23 protein-coding genes are annotated in these 22,764 nt (G+C 70.8%); 13 read left to right on the top strand and 10 right to left on the bottom strand.

What is annotated here, in order from left to right; translation table 11 throughout:
• The first annotated feature begins 7 nt into the window (after positions 1–7).
• From LV78_RS07480 to LV78_RS07450, 7 genes are all read left to right on the top strand, one after another.
• The gene (locus LV78_RS07480) at positions 8–1,516 is read left to right on the top strand and encodes a protein kinase family protein (RefSeq protein WP_253843982.1); all 1,509 of its coding nucleotides are present in this window, start codon (positions 8–10) and stop codon (positions 1,514–1,516) included.
• 139 nt (positions 1,517–1,655) lie between these two features.
• Positions 1,656–2,267 carry an RNA polymerase sigma factor SigM gene (gene sigM, locus LV78_RS07475; protein ID WP_015805751.1) on the top strand — a complete coding sequence of 204 codons (612 nt, stop codon included), beginning with the start codon at positions 1,656–1,658 and terminating at the stop codon, positions 2,265–2,267.
• Complete coding sequence (locus LV78_RS07470) at positions 2,264–3,130, top strand: anti-sigma factor family protein (protein WP_253843981.1); 867 nt, start codon at positions 2,264–2,266, stop codon at positions 3,128–3,130. Before sigM ends, LV78_RS07470 begins: the two co-directional genes overlap by 4 nt.
• Before the next feature lie 108 nt (positions 3,131–3,238).
• Positions 3,239–3,991: a PIN domain-containing protein gene (locus LV78_RS07465; protein ID WP_253843980.1), complete on the top strand. Its 753-nt coding sequence runs from the start codon at positions 3,239–3,241 to the stop codon at positions 3,989–3,991.
• Between the two features lie 267 nt (positions 3,992–4,258).
• Positions 4,259–5,254: a thioredoxin-disulfide reductase gene (gene trxB, locus LV78_RS07460; RefSeq protein ID WP_253843979.1), complete on the top strand. Its 996-nt coding sequence runs from the start codon at positions 4,259–4,261 to the stop codon at positions 5,252–5,254.
• A gap of 26 nt (positions 5,255–5,280) precedes the next feature.
• On the top strand, positions 5,281–5,607 hold the full coding sequence (gene trxA, locus LV78_RS07455; RefSeq protein ID WP_253843978.1) for a thioredoxin: 327 nt from the start codon (positions 5,281–5,283) through the stop codon (positions 5,605–5,607).
• A gap of 196 nt (positions 5,608–5,803) precedes the next feature.
• The gene (locus LV78_RS07450) at positions 5,804–6,943 is read left to right on the top strand and encodes an N-acetylmuramoyl-L-alanine amidase (protein WP_253843977.1); all 1,140 of its coding nucleotides are present in this window, start codon (positions 5,804–5,806) and stop codon (positions 6,941–6,943) included.
• 125 nt (positions 6,944–7,068) lie between these two features.
• Here the strand turns inward: LV78_RS07450 and LV78_RS07445 are convergent, their stop codons facing one another.
• The gene (locus LV78_RS07445) at positions 7,069–7,701 is read right to left on the bottom strand and encodes a GNAT family N-acetyltransferase (protein ID WP_253843976.1); all 633 of its coding nucleotides are present in this window, start codon (positions 7,699–7,701) and stop codon (positions 7,069–7,071) included.
• A gap of 150 nt (positions 7,702–7,851) precedes the next feature.
• Between LV78_RS07445 and LV78_RS07440 the strand changes: the two genes are divergently transcribed.
• A complete protein-coding gene (locus tag LV78_RS07440) occupies positions 7,852–9,168 on the top strand; it encodes an aminotransferase-like domain-containing protein (protein WP_253843975.1) in 1,317 nt (438 codons plus the stop codon).
• A gap of 13 nt (positions 9,169–9,181) precedes the next feature.
• On the top strand, positions 9,182–10,126 hold the full coding sequence (locus LV78_RS07435; RefSeq protein ID WP_253844320.1) for a D-alanine--D-alanine ligase family protein: 945 nt from the start codon (positions 9,182–9,184) through the stop codon (positions 10,124–10,126).
• A gap of 88 nt (positions 10,127–10,214) precedes the next feature.
• Here the strand turns inward: LV78_RS07435 and LV78_RS07430 are convergent, their stop codons facing one another.
• From LV78_RS07430 to rpmH, 9 genes are all read right to left on the bottom strand, one after another.
• Complete coding sequence (locus LV78_RS07430; protein WP_253843974.1) at positions 10,215–11,210, bottom strand: ParB/RepB/Spo0J family partition protein; 996 nt, start codon at positions 11,208–11,210, stop codon at positions 10,215–10,217.
• Complete coding sequence (locus LV78_RS07425) at positions 11,207–12,127, bottom strand: ParA family protein (protein WP_253844318.1); 921 nt, start codon at positions 12,125–12,127, stop codon at positions 11,207–11,209. Before LV78_RS07425 ends, LV78_RS07430 begins: the two co-directional genes overlap by 4 nt.
• A gap of 118 nt (positions 12,128–12,245) precedes the next feature.
• Entirely contained in the window at positions 12,246–12,917 is a 672-nt protein-coding gene (gene rsmG / locus LV78_RS07420) for a 16S rRNA (guanine(527)-N(7))-methyltransferase RsmG (protein ID WP_253843973.1), read from the bottom strand.
• A gap of 418 nt (positions 12,918–13,335) precedes the next feature.
• Positions 13,336–13,803: an NUDIX hydrolase gene (locus LV78_RS07415; RefSeq protein WP_253843972.1), complete on the bottom strand. Its 468-nt coding sequence runs from the start codon at positions 13,801–13,803 to the stop codon at positions 13,336–13,338.
• Positions 13,804–14,152: 349 nt separating this feature from the next.
• A complete protein-coding gene (locus LV78_RS07410) occupies positions 14,153–14,704 on the bottom strand; it encodes a Jag family protein (RefSeq protein WP_372494818.1) in 552 nt (183 codons plus the stop codon).
• A 28-nt stretch (positions 14,705–14,732) separates the two neighbouring features.
• Positions 14,733–15,797, bottom strand: a complete 1,065-nt coding sequence (yidC, locus tag LV78_RS07405) for a membrane protein insertase YidC (protein ID WP_253843971.1) — start codon at positions 15,795–15,797, stop codon at positions 14,733–14,735.
• Between the two features lie 4 nt (positions 15,798–15,801).
• A complete protein-coding gene (yidD, locus tag LV78_RS07400; protein ID WP_253843970.1) occupies positions 15,802–16,071 on the bottom strand; it encodes a membrane protein insertion efficiency factor YidD in 270 nt (89 codons plus the stop codon).
• Positions 16,068–16,412 (bottom strand): ribonuclease P protein component, encoded by a 345-nt coding sequence (gene rnpA, locus LV78_RS07395; protein ID WP_253843969.1) that lies wholly within the window; start codon positions 16,410–16,412, stop codon positions 16,068–16,070. Before rnpA ends, yidD begins: the two co-directional genes overlap by 4 nt.
• 13 nt (positions 16,413–16,425) lie before the next feature.
• Complete coding sequence (gene rpmH / locus LV78_RS07390; protein ID WP_015805767.1) at positions 16,426–16,569, bottom strand: 50S ribosomal protein L34; 144 nt, start codon at positions 16,567–16,569, stop codon at positions 16,426–16,428.
• A gap of 431 nt (positions 16,570–17,000) precedes the next feature.
• Between rpmH and dnaA the strand changes: the two genes are divergently transcribed.
• The 4 genes from dnaA (at position 17,001) to recF (ending at position 22,740) form a co-directional block, all read left to right on the top strand.
• The gene (dnaA, locus tag LV78_RS07385; RefSeq protein WP_253843968.1) at positions 17,001–18,731 is read left to right on the top strand and encodes a chromosomal replication initiator protein DnaA; all 1,731 of its coding nucleotides are present in this window, start codon (positions 17,001–17,003) and stop codon (positions 18,729–18,731) included.
• Between the two features lie 772 nt (positions 18,732–19,503).
• Positions 19,504–20,661 (top strand): DNA polymerase III subunit beta, encoded by a 1,158-nt coding sequence (gene dnaN, locus LV78_RS07380; protein ID WP_253843967.1) that lies wholly within the window; start codon positions 19,504–19,506, stop codon positions 20,659–20,661.
• A 23-nt stretch (positions 20,662–20,684) separates the two neighbouring features.
• Entirely contained in the window at positions 20,685–21,617 is a 933-nt protein-coding gene (gene gnd, locus LV78_RS07375; RefSeq protein ID WP_308208689.1) for a phosphogluconate dehydrogenase (NAD(+)-dependent, decarboxylating), read from the top strand.
• 7 nt (positions 21,618–21,624) lie between these two features.
• Entirely contained in the window at positions 21,625–22,740 is a 1,116-nt protein-coding gene (gene recF / locus LV78_RS07370) for a DNA replication/repair protein RecF (RefSeq protein WP_253843966.1), read from the top strand.
• Positions 22,741–22,764 lie beyond the last annotated feature (24 nt).

The raw sequence follows: 22,764 nt of genomic DNA, 5'->3' as shown, positions 1-22,764 counted from the left end.
CGGCAGCGTGAGCGGCGGTCAGGCCCACAGCACCCCGTTGGTTCCCGGCGGGGTCATCGGCGACGGCAGGTACCGGCTGCTGGCGCTGTGCGGGCGGGACAACCGGTGCGACGCGCAGCTCTGGCACGCGCGGGACGGTCAGCTGGGCCGCGACGTGGCGCTCACCGTGCTGGTCGGGATCCACACCGACCACGCGGCGGCCACGCGCGCGAAGCGGACCGCCGAGCGGGCCATGCACGCGTCCAGCTTCACCCACCCCGGTGTCGCTCGGGTGATGGAGGTGCTCACGCCCGGCAACGGCGTGAAGTTCACCGAGGGCATCCTCGCGATCATCGTGGCCGACTGGACCCAGGGCACCGACCTGGTGGAGCTGCTGGCGGGCGGCGCGCTGAGCGCGGGCGCGACGACCACGCTGGTCGAGCACCTGGCGGCGGCCGTCGAGGGCGCGCACCACGCGGGCCTCGTGCTCGGCGCGGACCACCCGCAGCGCGTCCGGGTCACCCCGGAGGGCAGGCTGCGGCTGGCGTTCCCCGGCCCCAGGCCGGAGGCGATCGCGCGCGACGACGTGCGGGGCCTCGGCGCCCTGCTGTACCTGCTGCTGACGGCGCGGTGGCCGCTGCCGGGCGCCCCCGAGGGCTACCGACCGGCCGCGACCGGTCAGGACGGCTCGCCGGTCGCGCCGAGCGCGCTGAACCCGCACCTACCGCACGAGCTGTCGTCGGTGGCCGTGCGGAGCCTCCAGGACACGCCGGGCGGCATCCGGACCAGCGCGGCGATCCTGCAGGTGCTGGACCAGATCTCCCGGTCCGAGGCGCAGACGGCGATGATCGAGCCGGTCGGCGGCGGCAAGGACGACGGGGTCGTGTGGACGACCCAGCGGCCCGTCGCCGGGCGGGAGCACAACCGGAAGCTGATGATCAGCGTCGGCGTGCTGGCGCTGCTGACGCTCGCGGTCATCGGGTGGCTGGGCTTCCAGATCGTCAGCTTCTTCAGCACCGACACGTCCAAGGGCAGCGGGCCGACCGTGGTGGTCGGCCAGTCGTCCCAGCCGGGCCAGCCGGAGGCCCCGGTGCCCGCCGAGCCGGTGCAGCCCGCGTCGGTGGGCGTGTACGACGTGATGAACGCGCCGGACAACCCGAACCGGGCCAACCGGGCCGTGGACAACAACCCGACCACGGTGTGGCAGACCGAGGAGTACGCGCAGCCGTTCCCGGCGGTGAAGCCCGGCATCGGGTTGATGGCGTCGTTCGCGGAGCCGCTGCGGATGGCGTCGGTGTCGGTGACGTCGCCGAGCGCGGGCACGGTCGTGGAGATCCGGACGGCGCCGTCCAACGACGCGCCGCTGGAGGAGACCAAGGTGATCGCCCAGGCCACGCTGGCGGCCGGGCAGACGCAGGTGCAGCTGGGCGAGCACGAGGCCTCGCAGCACCTGCTGGTGTGGGTGACGAAGCTGGCCGAGCACGACAAGGGCAGCCAGTCCGAGATCGCCGAGGTGGTGTACGTGCGGGCCCAGTAGGACGCTCGACGGCTCTTCCCGGACGGCGGGTCCCCACTTGTGGGGGACCCGCCGTTCGGCCGTCAGGGGCCTTCGAGGGCGGCGGGATTCCGGACCCGCACTGGCGGTAGCACGCCGGTGAGCCGATACGCTCTCCCGCGTGACCGCCGCAGCCAGCTCGGACGCCGAACTCATCTCGGCTCACGCCGCGGGTGACCCGCACGCCTTCTCCGAGCTGGTCAAACGCCACCGGGATCGGATGTGGGCGGTCGCGCTGCGGACGTTGCGCGACCCGGACGAGGCCGCCGACGCGCTCCAGGAGGCGTTCATCTCGGCGTTCAGGGCCGCCGCCGGGTTCCGGGCCGAGTCGCAGGTCACGACCTGGCTGCACCGAATAGTCGTGAACGCCTGCCTCGACCGGTTGCGGCGGCGACAAACAAGGCCGACCGTGCCGCTGCCCGAGGCAGGCCCCGGCGAGCCGGTTGCTCCGCGTGACGCGATGAGTGAACGGGAAACCCGGTTGGTGGTCCAGGCTGCGCTGAACGAGTTGCCCGAGGAGCAGCGCGCCCCGATCGTCCTGGTGGACGTGGAGGGGTACTCGGTGGCCGAGACCGCGCGGTTGCTCGGCATCGCCGAGGGGACGGTGAAGTCGCGGTGCGCCAGGGGCAGGGCCAAGCTGGCCAAAGTTCTGGGGCACCTCCGGAACCAGAGTGCAAGTGCGAACGTCCCAGGTGATGGTGTCAAGCAGCAACGTCAGTGGGAGGAACGATGACCGGCAATGTGCGGCGTCCGGGGCCGCCGTGGTCCGTCGATCTACTGGCGGACCTGCACGCCGGCGCCCTCACAGCCGAGGAGGAGAACGAGCTCCGCGAGCGCATCGCCGACGACGCCGAAGCCCAGGAGATCCTCGCCGCGCTCGACGCCACGCTGAGCGACCTGGGTGCGCTGAGCAACCTCCCCGTCCCCCGGATGCCTGAAGACCTGGCCGCCCGACTGGATGACGCGATCGCCGCCGAACAGCGGACCCGCGTTGCGCAGGTCGGCGCACCGGGCATCCCGCAGCAGGCCCCGAGCGCCACCGCTTTCCCCGAGGCGGGTTACCCCGCGCAACGGCAGCTCCCGGCTTTCGCCGCACCGGCGGCCCCGCAGTCGGCCGCGCACCCGCCGTCGAACGTGGTGGACCTGGCCGCGCGCAGGCGCAAGCGCCTCGGCTGGGGAGCAGGCCTGCTGACCGCCGCAGCCGCCGTGGTGGGCGTCGCCGTGGTCGTGGTGCCGCAGCCCGCAGGACCGGGTGACAACGTCGTCGGCCAGCCGAGCGCGGCCCCCACGTCGACCTCTCCGGGGGTGCCGGAGGTGGAGGGCGGCAACTTCGGCCCGGTGTTCGGCGAGGTGCTGGCGGCGAAGGACTACGGGCAGCTGGAGAGCCCGGAGAAGCTGGAGCAGTGCCTGGCGGGCGGCGGCGTCACGTCGAAGCCGGTGGGCTTCGCACCGGTGAAGCTGGACGGCAGGGACGCGGTCATGTCGATCCTGACGGCGGGCAAGCCGGGTTCGTGGCGCGTGGTCGTGCTGGACCCGAAGACCTGCGGCCCGACCAACCCGGAGGGCGTGCTGGCCGACGAGGTGATCAACCGCTAGTTCTGAATTGGGGCCCGATGGTGGCGGTCGGAGCACCCAAAGCGGGATTTTCGGTGACTCATAGTTAAAACTGATCACTTGAGGTAGTGAGCTCGATACGGTCGGGCCATGCGTGTGGGTGTTTACGTCGACGGCTACAACCTCTACTACGGCGGGCGCAAGCGCTGTGGTCGGGGCGAGGCCGGGTGGCGCTGGTTGGACGTGCGGGCGCTGTTCGACTCGGTGGTCGCCGAGCAGGCCGAGCTCTGGCCCGGCGCCAGGATCGAGCGGCTCGTGTACTGCACCGCGCGGATCAGCGCCGCGTACAACGCGTCGGGCGCGCAGGACCAGGACGTGTACCTGAAGGCCCTGCTGGCCGCGAAGAGCGTGGACTACATCGAGTACGGGAACTACATCAACAAGGTGATCACGCGGCCGCTGGCCGTGGAGCGGGGTGGCAGCGGTAAGCACCGGCGCACACCGGTGCTGCTGAACCCCTCAGGGCCGATCAAGGTCAAGGTAAAGGGCGAACCGGCCGACGACGCGGTGTTCTTGGCGTCGGTGGCGACGTTCGAGGAGAAGGGCTCCGACGTCAACGTCGCCACGCACCTGCTCGTCGACATGCTCACCGACGTGGTGGACGCGGTCGTGGTGGTCAGCAACGACAGCGACCTCCACATGCCGGTCAACGAGGCGTGGAAGCGGGTGCCGGTCGGTCTGGTGAACCCCGGCAGCGGGTACACGGCGGGCGCGCTGTCCACCCACTCCGGGGCGGACGTGGGTGCCGGTCCGCACTGGTGGCGGACTCTGGAGGCCGACGACTACACCGCGCACCAATTGCCCGACCCCGCCGGCCGTTACAAGCCGCCACCGGGTTGGTGACCGGCAGTGTTTGACTAGCCGGATTCACGTCGGCTATCATTCGTCCCATGTTCGCCCGGCCCCTCGTGGGCCGGGTTTCTTTTTTGCCCTCATCGCCCCGTGAGCCCTCGCTCCACCCCGTCACGCACCGGGCACGCGCGAACGCGCTGCGTCAGCTCGGTCGACACCGGGGCCCGTTGTCGACCTCACTGCGCCGCACCGGAATTACCGCGCCCTACGATCCGTTGAGCACGATGCACGCCTGTCGCGTCAAACGGAGGTCGTAGGGTGTCGGACGTTCGGAACCTGATCATCGTGGGATCAGGGCCCGCCGGTTACACCGCGGCGGTCTACGCTGCCCGCGCGCAGCTCGAACCGCTGGTGTTCGAGGGCTCGCAGTACGGCGGCGCGCTGATGACCACGACCGAGGTGGAGAACTTCCCCGGTTTCCGGGACGGCATCATGGGGCCCGACCTCATGGAGCAGATGCGGGAGCAGGCGAAGCGGTTCGGCGCCGAGCTGCGGGCCGAGGACGTCGACGCGCTGGAGCTGGACGGGGACGTCAAGTACGTCACCGCCAACGGCACGCGCTACGCCGCCAAGGCCGTCGTGCTGGCGATGGGCGCCGCCGCGCGCTACCTGAACGTCCCCGGCGAGCAGGAGCTGCTCGGGCGCGGCGTCTCGGCCTGCGCGACCTGCGACGGCTTCTTCTTCCGCGACCAGGACATCGCGGTGCTGGGCGGTGGCGACTCCGCGATGGAGGAGGCCACCTTCCTGACGAGGTTCGCCCGCTCGGTGACGATCATCCACCGGCGCGAGGAGTTCCGCGCCTCGCGGATCATGCTGGAGCGCGCCCGCGCCAACGAGAAGATCAAGTGGCTGCTCAACTCCGAGGTGACCGAGGTCGTCGGGACGGGCGGCGCGGTCTCCGGGCTGAAGATCCGCGACACCACGACCGGTGAGACCGCCGAGCACCCGTTCACCGGCTTCTTCCTGGCGATCGGCCACGACCCGCGCAGCGCCCTGGTGCGCGGCCAGGTCGACGTGGACGACGAGGGCTACGTCAAGGTCAAGCCGCACAGCACCTACACCAACGTCGACGGCGTGTTCGCCGCCGGTGACCTGGTGGACCACACCTACCGCCAGGCCATCACCGCCGCGGGCTCCGGCTGCTCGGCCGCGATCGACGCCGAGCGCTGGCTGGCCGAGCACGGCGCAGGCGAGGCCGCCGTCACCGCCGAGCACGTCGGCGGCGGCTACGGCGAGCCCGCCACCACCGGCTGACCCCACCCCACCCTGAGGAGAGAACAATGGCAGGCTCGACCGTGGTCGTGTCCGACAAGACCTTCGCCGACGACGTGCTGACCAGCGAGAAGCCCGTCCTGGTCGACTTCTGGGCGACCTGGTGCGGCCCGTGCAAGATGGTCGCCCCGGTGCTGGAGGAGATCGCGGCCGAGCACTCCGACAAGATCACCGTCGCGAAGCTGGACATCGACGCCAACCCCGGCATCGCCCGCGACTACCAGATCATGTCGGTGCCCACCCTGATCCTGTTCCAGGGCGGTCGCGCCGTGAAGCAGATCGTGGGCGCCAAGCCGAAGGCCGCTCTGCTGAACGACCTCGCCGACGTTCTCTGAGACACATCTGACGCCCACTGGGCGCAGGCCTGTTACGTGGCCCGTCCGCCTTTCGATAAGGCGGACGGGCCACGTTCGTGTGGCCCGTGTGGGTTTCCCGCTAGCCCTGGGTGAGTCCGCCGCTGTGGCAGGGGCACAATAGGGCGATATGTCTAGCGTCGGCCCGTAGTCGACGCCCGTAGTGAGCGAGGGGTGAATGCTGCTACTCCGCCGCGGCGATGTCGGCCAGGACGTGGCCGAGGTCAGGGCCACCCTCACCAAGCTGGGTCTGCTGACCGATCCGCACGCGTCCCGGGTGTTCGACCTGTCGGTGGAACACGCGGTGCGCACCTTCCAGCAGCAGCGCGGCCTCATCACCGACGGCCTGGTCGGTCCGGCCACGTACCGCGCGCTGCGCGACGCGAACTACCGGCTCGGCGACCGCCCGCTGGCGTTCCTGATCGCCCAGCCGGTGACCGGCGACGACGTGCTGACCCTCCAGGAGCGGTTGCTGGAGCTGGGCTACGACGCCGGTCGCGCGAACGGCGAGTTCGGCCAGCAGACCGAGCAGGCCCTGCGCAGCTTCCAGAGCGACTACGGCCTGGTCGTGGACGGCATGTGCGGCCCGGACACGGTGCGCGCGCTGCGCCAGCTCCAGCCGAAGGTGCGCGGCGGCAGGCCGGTGTTCCTGCGCGAGCAGGAGCGGGTGCGCAGGGCGGGCCCGAGGCTGTCCGGCAAGCGCATCATCATCGACCCCGGTCACGGCGGTGACGACCGCGGCGTGGTGGTCGACGGCGTCGCCGAGGCCGACCTGATGCTGGACCTGGCGCGCCTGCTGGAGGGCAAGATGGCCGCCACCGGCATGGAGGCCCTGCTGACCAGGGGCCCGAACAACAACCCGGACGAGAGCGAGCGGGCGAGGTTCGCGAACGACGCGGGCGCCGACCTGATCCTGTCGCTGCACCTGGACGCGAACCGGTCCCCGCACGCGTCGGGCGTGGCGAGCTTCCACTACGGCACCGGCAACGGCACGTCGTCCACGGTCGGCGAGGGCCTGGCGGGCTTCATCCAGCGCGAGATCGTGGCGCGCACCGGGATGCAGGACTGCGGCACCCACCCGAAGTCGTGGGACATGCTGCGGATGACCCGCTGCACGGCGGTCCGCGTGGAGATGGGCTACCTGACCAACGCGGGCGACCGCGAGCGCCTGATGAACCCGGCGTTCCGCGACGTGGTGGCCGAGGGCGTGCTGGTGGCGGTGAAGCGCCTGTACCTGCTGGGCAAGAACGACCAGCCGACGGGCACCTTCTCCCTGGCCGACCTGGTCCGCCACGAGGTGACCCCGCAGGCGGGCTGAGGCCCGCCCGAGCACTGACGGCGAAGGCCCCGGTTTCACGTGAAACCGGGGCCTTCGTCGTCGACAGGTGGTGTTGCGGGGCGACCGCGCGGGCCACGAGCCCGTTCCGACCGCCTGAGCGCCCCTCAGGCGGGACGGAAGCTCGGTTCCGCCGTGGTGACCGTGACGGTGTTCAGCAGGCGCTCCAGGGCCGCCTCGACGTCTTCCTTCCACGACGACGCGCTGCGCAGCTCCAGCCTGAGCCTCGGCCAGCGCGGGTGGGGGCGGACGGTCTTGAAGCCCACCTGGAGCAGGAAGTCGGCCGGGGTGACGCAGGACGGCTTGTCCTCGGAGGGCTGGTTGTCGCCGAAGGCCTCGATCGCCTTCACGCCGCGCCGGGTCAGGTCCTTCGCCACGCCCTGCACCAAGACCCTCGCGAGGCCGCCGCCTCGGAACTCCGGCAGCACCTCCAGCGAGGTCATCAGCACCGCGTCCGGGCTCACCGGGGACGTCGGGAACGCCAGGGAGCGGGGGACCGCGGCCGGGGGAGCGTAGAAGACCGAACCGGCGGGGATGCCGTCGCAGTAGATGAGGCGACCGCAGGAGCCCCACTCCAGCAGCACGCTGGAGACCCAGGCCTCCTTCTCGAACTCGGTGTCCCCGAACTCCTCGGCCTGCTCCTTGAGGTGCGGCGCCAGCTCCCAGAACACGCAAGTCCGCCCGTGCTTGGACAGGTGCTCCAGGTTGTCCAGCGTGACGCCAACGACGCGACGCGACACCCGGACCTCCAGATTGTTAACCGCAAGGCGAACCACCATGAGGATAGGCGGATGTGACCCCGGCCCGGAAGCGGGATGCCCTGAACGGGACGGTGGTTACACTCAGCCGGGACCGACCTTCCCGGTACGCAGCCACCACGGAGTGCCCCCATGACCGCACCCGGACAGCCCGCCAAGCAGGGCCCCAGAAGTCTCGACCCGCATCTGCGCAGGTACGCGGCGCGCACCGCGGGCATGACGGCATCGGAGATCCGGGCGCTGTTCGCGGTGGCGAGCCGTCCCGAGGTGGTGTCGCTGGCGGGCGGGATGCCCCACTTGGCCGCGCTGCCGATGGAGTCGCTGAGCGCCGAGGTCGGCCAGCTCCTGGCCACCGACGGGCTCGTGGCGCTCCAGTACGGCTCCGCGCAGGGCATCCCGGTGCTGCGCGAGCAGATCTGCGACGTGATGGCCCTGGAGGGCATCACCGCGCACCCGGACGACGTCGTGGTGACCGTCGGCTCCCAGATGGGCCTGGACATGGTCACCCGGCTGTTCTGCGACCCCGGTGACGTGGTGCTCGCCGAGGGCCCGTCGTACGTGGGCGCGCTCGGCTCGTTCGCCGCCTACCAGGCGCAGGTCGTGCACGTGGGCATGGACGCCGAGGGCCTGGTGCCCGAGGCGCTGCGGGAGGCGATCGCGGGCGTCGAGCGCACCGGGCGCCGGATCAAGTTCCTGTACACGATCCCGAACTTCCACAACCCCGCCGGTGTCACGCTGGCCGTGCGGCGGCGGGCCGAGGTGCTGGAGATCTGCCGCACGCACAACATCCTCGTGGTCGAGGACAACCCGTACGGGCTGCTCGGCTTCGACGGCCAGACCTACCCGGCGCTGCGCTCCAGCGACCCGGACAACGTGGTCTACCTGGGCTCGTTCTCCAAGACCTTCGCCGCGGGCCTGCGGGTGGGCTGGGTGCTCGCGCCGCACGCCGTGCGGGAGAAGCTGGTGCTGGCCGCCGAGTCCGCCACGCTGTGCCCGCCCACGCTCAACCAGATGATCGTCTCCCGCTACCTGGAGACGCACGACTGGAAGGGCCAGATCAAGACCTACCGCGAGGCCTACCGCGAGCGCCGGGACGCGGCGATCTCCGCGCTGGAGCAGCACATGCCGGTTGGTTCCACGTGGAACAAGCCCGACGGCGGGTTCTACGTGTGGCTGTCCGTGCCGGAGGGCATCGACACCAAGGCGATGCTGCCGCGCGCGATCACGCAGCGGGTGGCGTACGCCTCGGGCACCGGTTTCTACGCGGACGGGCTGGGCAGCAGGCAGCTGCGCATCTCGTACTGCTACCCGACGCCGGAGCGCATCCGGGAAGGCGTCCGCCGACTGGCGAACGTCATCAAGGACGAGATGGAGCTGCACGAGACGTTCGGGCCCGCCGCGGGTCGTGCCGTCTCCGGTCCGCAGGCCCCCTCGCCCGACACCGCATGATCAGGAGTTGACGTTGTCCAACCGCTGGGTCGCAGTGCTGTCCGGTGGCCTTTCGCACGAGCGGGAGGTGAGCCTGCGATCCGGTCGGAGGCTCTCCGCCGCCTTGCGCTCGGCCGGTCTGGTCGTGGAGGAGTGGGACGCCGACGGGCAGCTCCTCAGCAGGCTGAAGGAGCACCGGCCGGACGCCGTGGTGGTCGCGCTGCACGGCGGCGAGGGCGAGAACGGCTCGGTGCAGACCATCCTGGAGCTGGCCGGGGTGCCGTTCGTCGGCGCCGACTCGCGCGCGTGCCGCCGGGCGTGGGACAAGCCGACCGCGAAGGGCGAGCTGTCCCGCGCCGGGCTGGCCACGCCGGAGTGGGCCGTCCTGCCGCACGCGACGTTCCGCGAGCTGGGCGCGCGGCCCGTGCTGGACTCGATGATCGACCGGCTGGGTCTGCCGCTGATGCTCAAGCCCGCGCAGGGCGGGTCCGCGCTGGGCGCGCAGGTGGTGCGCGACGCCGCCGACCTGCCGTCCGCGATGGTCGGCTGCCTCGCCTACGGGGACACCGTGCTGGCGGAGCGGTTCGTCGAGGGCGTCGAGGTGGCGGTCGCGGTGGTCGACGGTCCGGACGGGCCGCGCGCGCTGCCGCCGGTGGAGATCGTGCCGGAGAGCGGGGTGTACGACTACACGTCCCGGTACACCGCCGGGCTGACCGACTTCCACGCGCCCGCGCGCCTGGACGAGGCGACGGCGAAGGCGGTGGGGGAGCTGGCGGTGTCGGCGCACCGGCTGCTCGGGTTGCGGGACGTGTCGCGGACCGACGCGATCGTGGCGCCGGACGGCACCGTGCACTTCCTGGAGGTGAACGTGTCGCCGGGGCTGACCGAGACCTCGACCCTGCCGATGGCGGTGGAGGCGGCGGGCACGTCGCTCGGCGAGATCTACACGTCGTTGATCGAGCGCGCGGTGGCCCGCTGAGCCCGATTTACTGAACTTTTTTCACCAATACGGCCCGTGTCCATGTGGACACGGGCCGTATTCGTCACCGTTACATAAGTCCCTGGGGTCATCCCATGCTGTCGGAACGACCCTGCTGGGCCCCCTCCGGCGACATGAGCCCGATGATCCGCTCCAGGTCGTCCACCGAGCCGAACTCGACGACGATCCGGCCCTTCCGCTGCCCGAGCTCGACCTTCACGCGCGTGTCGAAGTTGTCCGACAGCCGCTCCGCCAGCTCCTGCAACCCCGGCGCCTCCACCGGCTTCCGCTTGGCCTGCTTCGCCTTCGCGGGCTCCGCGCCCTTCGCCAGCACGACGGCTTCCTCCGTCGCCCGGACCGACATGCCCTCCGCGATGATCCGGGTCGCCAGGTCCTCCTGCGCGCCGGGGTCGTCCAGGCCGAGCAGCGCCCGCGCGTGTCCGGCCGACAGGACGCCCGCCGCCACCCGCCGCTGCACGGGGAGCGGGAGCTTCAGCAACCGGATCGTGTTGGTGACGACCGGACGGCTGCGGCCGATCCGCTCCGCGAGCTCCTCGTGGGTGACGTCGAACTCCTGCAGCAGCTGCTGGTACGCCGCCGCCTCTTCGAGCGGGTTCAGCTGCACGCGGTGGATGTTCTCCAGCAGCGCGTCCCGCAGCATCGCGTCGTCGGCGGTCTGGCGGACGATCGCCGGGATCGTCTTCAGCCCGGCGAGCTGGGTGGCGCGCCACCGGCGCTCACCCATGACCAGTTCGTACTGACCCGGCTTGAGCAGTCGCACGACGATCGGCTGCATGAGGCCGAACTCGCGGATCGAGTGCTCCAGCTCGTGCAGCGCGTCCTCGTCGAACACGTGGCGCGGCTGCTTGGGGTTGGTCCTGATCGAGGTGACCGGCAGCTCCTGGTACACCGCGCCCGCCACCTCGACGGGCGGGGGAGCGGCGGCGGCAGGCTCCTCGGCGACCGGACGCGCAGGGGCGCCGCTGGGGACGCTCCGGAGCGGGGCCGGTGCACCCGGCGGGGGACCGCTCGGGATGAGGGCCGCGAGCCCGCGCCCCAGGCCACCCTTGCGCTGTTCCGTCATGCCAACCCCATCTCCGAGCCGTAGACCGCGATCTCCCGCGCGGCGTCGAGGTAGCTCATCGCGCCTCGTGAGCCCGGATCGTAGGCCAGGATGGTCTGCCCGTAGCCCGGTGCCTCGGACACCTTCACGCTTCGGGGGATCACGGTCTTCAGGACGGTGTCGCCGAAGTGGCCGCGCACCTCGCTGGTCACCTGGTCGGCGAGCTTGGTGCGACCGTCGTACATCGTCAGCAGGATCGTGCTGACGTTCAGGTTCGGGTTGAGGTGCGCCTGCACCAGCTCGATGTTCCGCAGGAGCTGGCCGAGCCCCTCCAGCGCGTAGTACTCGCACTGGATCGGGATCAGGACCTCCTGGGCCGCGCACATCGCGTTGACGGTCAGCAGGCCCAGCGACGGCGGGCAGTCGATGAACACGTAGTCGGGCTGGAAGTCGTCCAGCGCCTCCGGGCTCAGCGCCTCCTTGAGGCGGGACTCGCGAGCCACCATCGAGACGAGCTCGATCTCGGCGCCCGCGAGGTCGATCGTGGCGGGCACGCAGTAGAGGTTGGGGGAGGCGGTGCTCTGCTGGGCGGCCTCGGAGATGGACAGCTCGCCGATGAGCACCTCGTACACGGACGGCGTGCCGGAGCGGTGCTCGACGCCGAGCGCCGTGCTCGCGTTGCCCTGGGGGTCGAGGTCGATCACGAGCACCTTGAGCCCGTGGATGGCCAGCCCGGCGGCGATGTTCACCGTGCTGGTCGTCTTGCCCACGCCGCCCTTCTGGTTCGCCACGGTGAAGACGCGGCGCCGGGCGGGCTTGGGGAGTTGGAGGGAGTCGGGATGCAGGACGCTAGTGGCGCGAGCTGCTTCCTCCGCGATCGGGGTCCACACGGTGCTGTCTCCTACCGGGTCCGCGTTGTCGTCAGGCCGGGACTCCAGCCCGACCCCACCTTCGTTCGGCTCGGTTTCACGTGGAACCGCTGTTTCACGTGAAACGGGGGTTCCACGTGGAACATCGGGCTCCCGGAACTCCGGGACGAGGCGCCCGCCCACCACCTCACCGAGCCTTCCTTGCTCTGCGGTCCTTCCGGGCCGCCGGTTCGGCGCGCTCGACGACCACCAGCGTCGTCGGCACGTCGAGGACGTCACCGCCGCAGGAGGTCACGCGCGGACGGACACCACCGGCCCGCCGCACCGCCTCCGCGTCGCGGTCGATCTCCTCCTGGGCGCTCTCGCCCTTGAGGGCGACGAGGTGGCCGCCCGGTCGCAGCAGCGGCAGGCACCACCCGGCGAGCCGTTCGAGCGGGGCCACGGCGCGCGCCGTCACGACGTCCCTGTCCGACAGCCGCTTCCGCACCGGCCCCTCCTCGGCCCGACCGCGCACCACCTCGACCTGCAAGCCGAGCGCGTCGACCACCTCGGTCAGCCACGCGACCCGGCGGGCCATCGGCTCCAGGAGCACCAGCTCCAGATCCGGCCGAGCGATCGCCAGGGGGATGCCGGGCAGGCCCGCACCCGAGCCTACGTCCACGACCTTGCTCCCCTGGGGAAGCAACTCCGCGACAACGGCTGAATTCAGGACGTGGCGCTCCCAGAGGCGGTCGACCTCTCGGGGACCGATGAGCCCGCGCTCGACTCCGTGCTCGGTGAGCATGGCGGTGAACTCCACCGCCTTCGCGCTGTGCTCTCCGAAGACCCGTTCAACGCGGGCATCAACTTCTCCGGTCATGTCTCCCGTTCCACGTGAAACCACACGCCGCTCAGAACGTGGGTGGGGTGAGGGGTGCGGCCTCCGCCGGGCGTCGCGCCCGAGAACGTGCCGACGACCACTATGACGGATCACCCCGGCGACACGCCAAACGCCGTGACGAGATCGACGCTGTTTCACGTGAAACAGGGGGCGGTGTTCCACGTGAAACGTGGGGTGGGGTCCGCGACGAGGTCTGCGGCGGGGGCGTCACGCGCGACTCGACCGGGGAGCCGACCTCAAGCGCGACCGCACGGGGTCGCGCTTCAGGCGGGGCCGCACTCCGGGCGCGGCCGGACTTCGGGTGCTGCGGCGGTTCAGGCAGTGCGGTGCTTCAGTCGCGCGGCGGTTCGGCGTGGCCGCACCCAGGGCGCGGCCACGTTCCACGCGCGACCGTGTTTCACGTGAAACTCGGCAGGTGCCCGTGCGGTGGCGCGGCGCGGAGGAGCTCCAACCCGAAGTCGACGGACTCGACGTGGTCGAGCGCGGGCACCTGGTCGAGCGGGAACCAGGCGGCCTCGTCGGTGGACCCGTCCACCTCGAAGGTCAGCTCGCCACCGACGACCTTGGCCTCGTAGATGATGCGCAACCGGTGGTAGTCGTACTCCAGCCCGTCGACGTGGCTGACCCGCTTGCCGACCGAGGTCTGCATCCCGAGGAGCCGCTGGACCTCGACGTGGTAACCGGTCTCCTCGTGGACCTCCCTGATGACCGCGTCGTACGGGTCCTCGCCGAACTCGACCCCACCGCCCGGCAAGATCCACAGCTTGTCGCCGGAGCCGATCCAGCGGGAGAGGAGCATCTTCCCGTCGTCGATGACGACCGCGTAGGCGGCCACGCGGAACTTCCTCGGGTTGAGCTGAGTCATCCACGGACCGTTTCACGTGAAACACGGGAGCGGAAGAGGCTTGGGGAGTGGGGTGGATGACCTTCGCGGGAGGGGTTCGAGTGCTAGGGGTGACCGGCTGCGGCCGGGGTGGCGGACGGGACGCGGCGGCGCCGAGCCGTCCCTTCCGGTGGCTGCCCGCCCCACGAGTCATCCACCGGCCGGTGGGCGCTTCTCCCAGAAGCGTTCTCTCAGGAAAACCACCCCGCCGAAGAACCCGCCCCCGCGCTCCCCGCTTCTCCTCGCACCGCCCCCGGACAGCAGAACGGCCCGGCCCCCACCGGGGGACCGGGCCGTCGTGCTCACGCCGCGACCGGGGTCGCGTTCGCGCTCAGCTCTTCGGGAGAACCACGACTCGCCGCTGCGGCTCCTCGCCCTCGCTCTCGCTGTGCACACCGGCCACCGTGGCGACCGCGTCGTGCACGACCTTGCGCTCGAACGGGGTCATCGGGTGCAGCCGCACCTTCTCCCCGCTGGCGGCGACCTTCTCCGCCGTCGTCCGGCCCAGCTCGGCCAGCTCCGCGCGCCTGCCCGCCCGCCACCCGGCGATGTCGAGCATGAGCCTGCTCCGCACGCCGGTCTCCTGCTGCACCGCCAAGCGGGTCAGCTCCTGGAGGGACTCCAGGACCGTCCCCCTCGGGCCGACGAGCTTCTCCAGGTCCTCGCCGCCGTCGATGCTGACGATGGCTCGCCCGGCCTCGACGTCCAGGTCGATGTCGCCGTCGTAGTCCAGCAGGTCGAGCAGGCGCTCCAGGTAGTCACCGGCGATGTCGCCTTCCTGGACGAGCAAGTCCTCGGCGGACCCCGACGAACGGGTCTCCGCCGCGCCCTCCGAGTCCGCCTCAGGCGCGTCCACGTCGGCCGCCTGCAACGTCTCCGACACGTTGTCTCCTCTCCAGGACCGCGAGCGCTCAGCGGCGCTTCTTGTTGCCCTGCTTCTTGCTTGGGGAACGGTCTGGGCTCAGACCGGAAATCTGGTTCGCCGAGCTGTCCGACGTCGTGGCCTCGTCCGCCGCGCTGCCCTCGGGAGCGGGGGCCGTGCCGTTCTTGGGGCGCTGCGTCGGCGGCTTGATGCCCGCCGCCTTGGCGTTGACCGCCTTCACGCCCGCGCTGCGCACCGGCTTGGCGCCGGGCTTCGGCTTCATGCCGGGCTTCGGCGCCAGGTTCTGGCGCTGCTCGATCGCCGCCGCCTTCTGCGCGGCTTCCTCGCGGTCGATGCGGCCGTACACGACGCGCTGCTGCATCAGGGTCCAGCCGTTGTTGCTCAGCCAGTAGAGCAGGATCGCGACGGGGAAGAAGAAACCACCGGCGAGCGCGCCCAGCGGGAAGACGTAGACCACCAGCTTGTTCATGATGGCGGTCTGCGGGTTCTCCGCGGCGGCCTGCGTCTGGCGGGCGACCGAGTGGCGACCGGTGAAGTGCGTGGCGACCGCGGCGACCACGGCCAGCGGGATGGCGACCGCCATGACCGCGCCGCGCGTGGTGCTGAACAGCTCCAACTGGTCGGCGGGCATCGTGATGAACGTCGACAGGTTCGCGCCGAAGAGCTTGGCCTGGACGAACGAGTCCACGCCCGCCTTGTCGAAGAAGTAGACCTCGCCCCAGCCGGGCTTGAACGAGCGCAGCACGTGGAACAGACCGATGAACACCGGGATCTGCACCAGCATGGGCAGGCAGCCGCCGAGCGGGTTCACGCCGTGCTCGGCCTGGAGCTTCTGCATCTCCTGGGCCTGGCGCTGCCGGTCGTTCGCGTACTTCTTCTTGATCTTCTGGAGCTCGGGGGCGAACTCCTGCATCTTGCGCATCGAGCGGACCTGGCCGACGAACGGCTTGAACAGCAGGGCGCGCAGGGTGAAGACCAGGAAGATCACGGACAGGGCCCAGGCGATACCGCTCGACTCGCCGAAGATGCGCCCGAACACCCAGTGCCAACACCACAAGATGAAGGACACCGGGTAGTAGATGAAGTTGAGCACTGAGCTACTCCTCGGCAGCGACGTCGGGGACCCGTTTCGGCGGAACGGGGTCCAGGCCTCCAGGGTGCCAGGGTCCGCAGCGGCCGAGTCTGCGCACGGTCAGCCAACTGCCGCGGAGCGCACCGTGGACGGTCAGGGCTTCCACCGCGTAGGAGCTGCACGTGGGGTGGAAGCGGCAGGTGGGGGGCAGGTACGGCGAGATGAACCGCTGGTAGAAGCGGATCGGCAGCACCAGTACCCGCACCGCGGGGCGGACGGGCGCGGGTCCGGTCATCGGACCAGCCTGCGCAGCGCGGCGTCGACGTCCTCGGCCAGTTCGGCGCTGGACGCGGTCGCCGCGGGCGGCAGCGCGCGCACCACGAGGGACGACCCGGTGGGCAACGACGCCAGTCGGTCCCGCAGCACGTGGCGCAGCCTGCGGCTGACGCGGTGCCGGACGACGGAGTTGCCGACGGCCTTGCTCACGACGAAGCCCACCTTGGACTCTGCGTCCAAGGTGGGCTGCACCGGAATCATGGCGTGCACGACCAGCCGAGGCCGTCCTGCTCGGCGGCCTCGGCGGACCACCAGGCCGAAGTCCTGGCTGCGGGTCAGCCTGGCGGCCGCTGGGAGCACGGCGGCGCGGCGATCAGGCGGAGAGCTGCTTGCGGCCCTTGGTGCGGCGCGCGGACAGGATCGCGCGACCCGCACGGGTGCGCATCCGCAGCCGGAACCCGTGCGTCTTCGCACGACGGCGGTTGTTGGGCTGGAAGGTGCGCTTACCCTTGCTCACGGTCGGACTCCCGAGTGCTTAAAACTGCAAAGCAGGTCTGTGGTTGTCCCCTGCGCCGGTGAGAGCGCAGGCGCGCTAAACGCACCTCGCACAAGACGGGAGACTCTGTAGAGAGTACGCAGCCCGGGGGCTCCGACTCAAATCGGGGGTCCTCCCGGCGCACCCGGGGGCGGCCGACCTGCGCTCCTTGTGGCATCGGCGGTGACCTTGTTAGCGTGCTGCCTCCGCGTGCGGTCGTGGCCGGAGCACCAGGAGCACGCGTGAGGACGACGTCCACGGGGCAACGGGGGGACCGCTGCGCCCGGGGTCCCACGTCAGTGCACAGTTGTGGATAACTCTGTGGATACCTCTATTCTCCGTGTCCACGCGTGGACGCTCCCCGCCGTGCGGGGTCTTTCACAGGGGGAGTGCGAGGGGAGGGGAGCGCGGAGGTGTCCGACCACCAGACCGACTTGGGTCTCGTGTGGGAGCAGGTGGTGGAGGAGCTGGCCAACAGCGCCCTCTCGTCCAGCACCCTGTCCCCCCAGCAGCGCGCGTGGATGCGGGTGACCCGGCCGATCGGCCTGCTCGACGGCACGGCCCTGCTCGCGGCGCCCAGCGACTTCGCCAAGGAGGCGATCGAGCGGGCGCTGCGCGAGCCCATCACGGCGGCGCTGTCCCGCAGGCTCGGCCGCGCGGTGTCGCTCGCGGTGAAGGTGGACTCGCCGGAGCCGCCGATGGCGAGCGGTCCGCCGACGACCCCCATCCCGGTGCCCATGCCGCCGGTCCCGCCGAGCGTCGCGCACGGCATCACCTTCGGCCAGCAGGTGCTCGGCCCGGTCGGGCCGAACGGTCAGACCTCGCTGCCCATAGGGGGGCAGGCCGACGGCCCGACCGGGCAGCAGCCGTCCCCCGCAGGTCTCCCGTTGGAGCAGCCCGCCACCGCGCAGGCGCCCGCGGAAGGCAGCGAGTCGGACGGCGAGCCGGAGGAGGCGGACGAGGAGCGCGAGACGCTCGCGACCGTCAACGAGATCTGGCCGAAGTTCTCCGGTGGCGCGGGCGGTCAGCCGACCCCGCCGAGCGGGACGCCGTTCACCCGGCCCGCGAACCCGGCCTCCTCGCAGACCCGGTTGAACGAGAAGTACAACTTCGACACCTTCGTCATCGGCGCCTCGAACCGGTTCGCCCACGCGGCGGCGGTCGCGGTCGCGGAAGCTCCGGCCAGGGCCTACAACCCCTTGTTCATCTGGGGCGAGTCCGGACTGGGCAAGACGCACCTGCTCCACGCGGTCGGGCATTACGCGCAGCGGTTGTTCCCCGGGATGCGGGTCCGCTACGTGTCGACCGAGGAATTCACGAACGACTTCATCAACTCGCTCCGCGACGACCGGAAGGTCGCCTTCCAGCGCCGCTACCGGGACATCGACGTCCTGCTCGTGGACGACATCCAGTTCCTGGAGGGCAAGGAGGGGACGCAGGAGGAGTTCTTCCACACCTTCAACACCCTCCACAACTCGAACAAGCAGATCGTGGTGTCCTCGGACCGGCCGCCGAAACGGCTGGAGACCCTGGAGGACCGGCTGCGGACGCGGTTCGAGTGGGGCCTGATCACCGACATCCAGCCGCCCGAGCTGGAGACGCGGATCGCGATCCTGCGGAAGAAGGCGGCGCAGGACCGGCTGGCGGCGCCCGCCGAGGTGCTGGAGTTCATCGCGGCCAGGGTGGTGCGGAACATCCGCGAGCTGGAGGGCGCGCTGATCCGGGTCACGGCGTTCGCGTCGCTGAACCGTCAGCCGGTCGACGTCCAGCTGGCCGAGATAGTGCTGCGCGACCTGATCCCGGACTCGCACGTCCCGGAGATCACCGCGCCGACCATCATGGCGGTGACCGCCGAGTTCTTCGAGGTCACCATCGAGGACCTGTGCGGTCCCGGCAAGACCAAGGTGCTGTCCACGGCCAGGCAGATCTCCATGTACCTGTGCCGCGAGCTGACGGACCTGTCGCTGCCGAAGATCGGCCAGACGTTCGGCGGCCGGGACCACACCACGGTCATGTACGCGGACAAGAAGATCCGCAAGGAGATGGCCGAGCGCAGGCGCATCTACGACCAGGTCCAGGAGCTCACCTCGCGCATCAAGCAGCGCTCGCGGTACCTGGTGGCCCCCCCGGTCGACCCGGCCTGACCCTGGCCCGCTCAGTCCCCCGTCCGGGGCTGCGCCACTGTTTGAATACGACTGTCCACCCCCGATGGGCGCTTCTCCACAAGGAGGAGCGCCCATTCCGCTTTGTGGCGCTTCCGACGTTCCCGCAGGTAGGAGGGCTGGTTCGGGCGCATCGGACGGCCACGAGTTATCCACAGGTTTATCCACATACACCTGTGTATTCGTACTAAATTCTCAGCTAAGGGAATTTTTCTACTCTGGGTCGTAAAATCGTCACTCTGTGGTGTGGGGATTCCGACATAGAGTTACGACTAGCCTGTTGAGAACCCGGGGATAACTACCCCCAAACCCGGGGATGGACCCGGGGATAAGTCGACCGTATCTGTGGACGGATGGTGGCATCATCCGAGTTGTCCCCGGGGACGCCGAGTTGTCCCCGGGTTCATCCCCGGGTTATCAACAGGGGGTCACCCACTCTGAGCTGCGAAAACGGCGGTTATCCACACTTTCCACAGGACCTACTGCTGTTGCTGTTCTCTCCCTTGAAGTGAGGAAGAACAGAAAAACAGGCGGCGGGGAGGGAGGGGAGGGCTCGGTCCATCGGGGGTCGATCGGGCCTGGACCCGAGGTGACGGGCAGGCGGTCGACGCTCTACGGTGGTGAGCCTGAAGTCCCCGGGGTCGAGGCGAGTTCGGACAGGGACACCGACCCCAGGGGCACAGTGTGCCAGGACACCCGACCGCAACAGCTCAAGTTGCGCCTCCCGCTGTGCCGCATTGAGGAAGGACGCCCCATGAAGATCCGCGTCGAGCGCGACGGTCTGGCCGACGCCGTCGCCTGGGTCGCCCGCAGCCTGCCGTCCAGGCCGCCCGTCCCGGTCCTCGGCGGCGTCCTGCTCGACGCGGGGGCGGAGGACGGTTCCGGCGACGCGCTGACCGTCTCCGGCTTCGACTACGAGGTCTCCGCCCAGTGCGGCGTCCCGGCCACCATCTCCGACGGCGGCAAGGCCCTCGTCTCCGGCAAGCTCCTGGCCGACATCACCAAGGCGCTGCCGAACCACCCCGTCGAGATCAACGTCGACGGCGCCCGGATGACCATCAGCTGCGGCAGCGCCAAGTTCAGCCTGCCGACCATGCCGGTCGAGGACTACCCGGCGCTGCCGTCCATGCCGCAGCTCGCGGGCGAGCTCCCCGGCGAGGTCTTCGGCGAGGCCGTCGCCCAGGTCGCCGTCGCGGCGGGCAAGGACGACACGCTCCCGATGCTCACCGGCGTCCGGCTGGAGATCGCCGACGGCAAGCTCGTGCTCGTCGCCACCGACCGGTTCCGGCTGGCCATGCGCGAGTTCGAGTGGACCCCCGACGAGACGCTCGGCGACGTCGCCGTCCTCGTCCCGGCCAAGACGCTGAACGACTCCGCCAAGACGCTCGGCGCGTCCGGCGCGAAGGTCGAGCTGTCCCTCGCCGCGAACGACGGCCTGCTCGGCCTGTCCGGCAACGGCCGCCGCACCACCACCCGGCTGCTCGACGCGGACTTCCCCAAGTACCGCCAGCTGCTGCCCAGCGAGCACTCCGCCGCCGCGATCATCAGCGTCGACACCCTGACCCAGGCGATCAAGCGGGTGTCCCTGGTCGCCGAGCGCGGCACGCAGGTCAGGCTGGAGTTCGGCGCCGGGCTCAAGGAGTCCGGTGACGCGGGCCTCAAGCTCTCCGCCGGTGGCGACGACGAGGGGAGCGCCGAGGAGGAGCTGGCCGTCGACTACCAGGGCGACCCGGTGACCATCGCGTTCAACCCCACGTACCTCCTGGAGGGCCTCCAGGCCGTGCGGACGCCGAGGGCGCACTTGTCCTTCACCACACCCAGCAGGCCGGCACTGCTCAAGCCCGTGAACGAGGATGGGGAGGTGGCGGAGGGCTACGTGTACCTGCTCATGCCCGTCCGCCTGCCCGGCTGATCCACTCAGCGGGGATCGACTCGATCAGGGAGAGAACGACCGTGCAGCTCGGAATCGTCGGCCTCGGCAAAATGGGCTTCAACATGCGCGAGCGGGTCCGCCGCGCTGGTCACGAGGTCGTCGGCTACGACCGCAACCCGGACGTGAGCGACACCACGTCGCTCGCCGACCTCGCGGCCAAGCTGACCGGCCCCAGGGTGGTCTGGGTGATGGTCCCCGCCGGGGAGATCACCAGGAACACCGTCGCCGAGCTGAGCGAGGTGCTCAGCGAGGGCGACCTCGTCATCGACGGCGGCAACTCGCGGTTCACCGACGACGCCCTCAACGCCGCGAAGCTGGCCGAGAAGGGCATCGGCTACCTGGACTGCGGCGTGTCCGGCGGCGTCTGGGGCCTGGAGAACGGCTACGGCCTGATGGTCGGCGGCGACGCGGCCGACGTCGAGCGCGCCATGCCGATCTTCGACGCGCTGCGCCCGGAGGGGCCGCGCGAGGAGGGCTTCGCGCACGCGGGCAAGCTCGGCGCGGGCCACTTCGCGAAGATGGTGCACAACGGCATCGAGTACGGCCTGATGCAGGCGTACGCCGAGGGCTTCGAGCTCCTGGACGCCTCCGACCTGGTCGAGGACGTGCCCGCCACGATCAAGGCGTGGCAGCGCGGCACCGTCGTCCGCTCCTGGCTGCTCGACCTGCTGGTCAACGCGCTGGAGTCGGACCCGGAGCTGGACGACCTGCGCGGCTACGTGGAGGACTCCGGCGAGGGCCGGTGGACCGTCGAGGAGGCGATCAACCACGCGGTCCCCGCGCCGGTGATCTCCGCCGCGCTGTTCGCCCGGTTCGCGTCGCGCCAGTCCGACTCGCCCGCCATGCGCGCGGTCGCGGCGCTGCGGAACCAGTTCGGCGGGCACGCCGTGCAGGCCGCGGGCCCGACCTCCGGTTCCGGAAGCACGCAGGGCTGACCCCGAGTTGTACGTCCGGCACCTCCAGGTGACCGACTTCCGGTCGTGGGAGCACGCGGACCTGGCCTTCGAGCCGGGGGTCAGCGTGCTGGTCGGTCGCAACGGCCACGGCAAGACGAACCTGGTCGAAGCGCTCGGCTACGTCGCCACGCTCGGATCGCACCGGGTCGCGTCGGACGCGCCGCTGATCCGGAGCGGCGCCCAGCGCGCCGTGGTCCGGACGGCGGTGGTCAACGAGGGGCGCGAGCTCCTCGTCGAGCTGGAGATCACACCGGGCAAGGCGAACCGGGCGCGGGTCAACCGCGGCCCGGTTCCCCGGCCCCGCGACGTGCTCGGCATCCTGCGCACGGTGCTGTTCGCGCCGGAGGACCTGTCGCTGGTCCGGGGCGACCCCGGTGAGCGCAGGCGGTTCCTGGACGAGCTGCTGACCCTGAGGGCGCCCCGGTACGCCGGGGTGCGCTCGGACTACGAGCGGGTGCTGCGGCAGCGCGGGGCGCTGCTGAAGACGGTGCGCTCGGTGCGGTCGGCGGAGCTGGGCACGCTCGACGTGTGGGACGGCCACCTGGCCAGGCACGGGGCCGAGCTGCTCGCGGCCAGGCTCGACCTGGTCGCCGCGATCGCCCCGCACGCCGCCGCCGCGTACGCCGAGGTGGCGCCCGAGTCGCGGCCCGCGCTGCTGTCCTACCGGTCCAGCCTGGGGGAGGCGTTCCCCGGCACGCACGACCGCGAGGTGCTGGAGGACGCGCTGCTCGCCGAGCTGCACCGGCTGCGCCAGCAGGAGATCGACCGGGGGGTCTGCCTGGTCGGCCCGCACCGGGACGACCTGGAGCTGTCGCTGGGGGAGCTGCCCGCGAAGGGCTACGCCAGCCACGGCGAGTCCTGGTCGTTCGCGCTCGCGCTGCGGCTGGGCGCGTACGAGCTGCTGCGCGAGGAGGGCGCCGAGCCGGTGCTGGTGCTCGACGACGTGTTCGCCGAGCTGGACCGGGGCAGGCGGCGGCAGCTGGCGAAGGTGGCGGCGGCGGCCGAGCAGGTGTTCATCACCGCTGCGGTCGCCGAGGACGTGCCCGAGGAGCTGGACGCCGCGCGGTTCCACGTCGGCCACGGGGAGGTGCGGCGTGACTGAGCCGCCGTTGGACCGAACGGGTGT

It is taken from the genome of Actinosynnema pretiosum (genome assembly GCF_024171695.1).
Taxonomy (GTDB): domain Bacteria; phylum Actinomycetota; class Actinomycetes; order Mycobacteriales; family Pseudonocardiaceae; genus Actinosynnema; species Actinosynnema pretiosum.
This window is presented reverse-complemented; position numbering and strand designations above follow the sequence as displayed.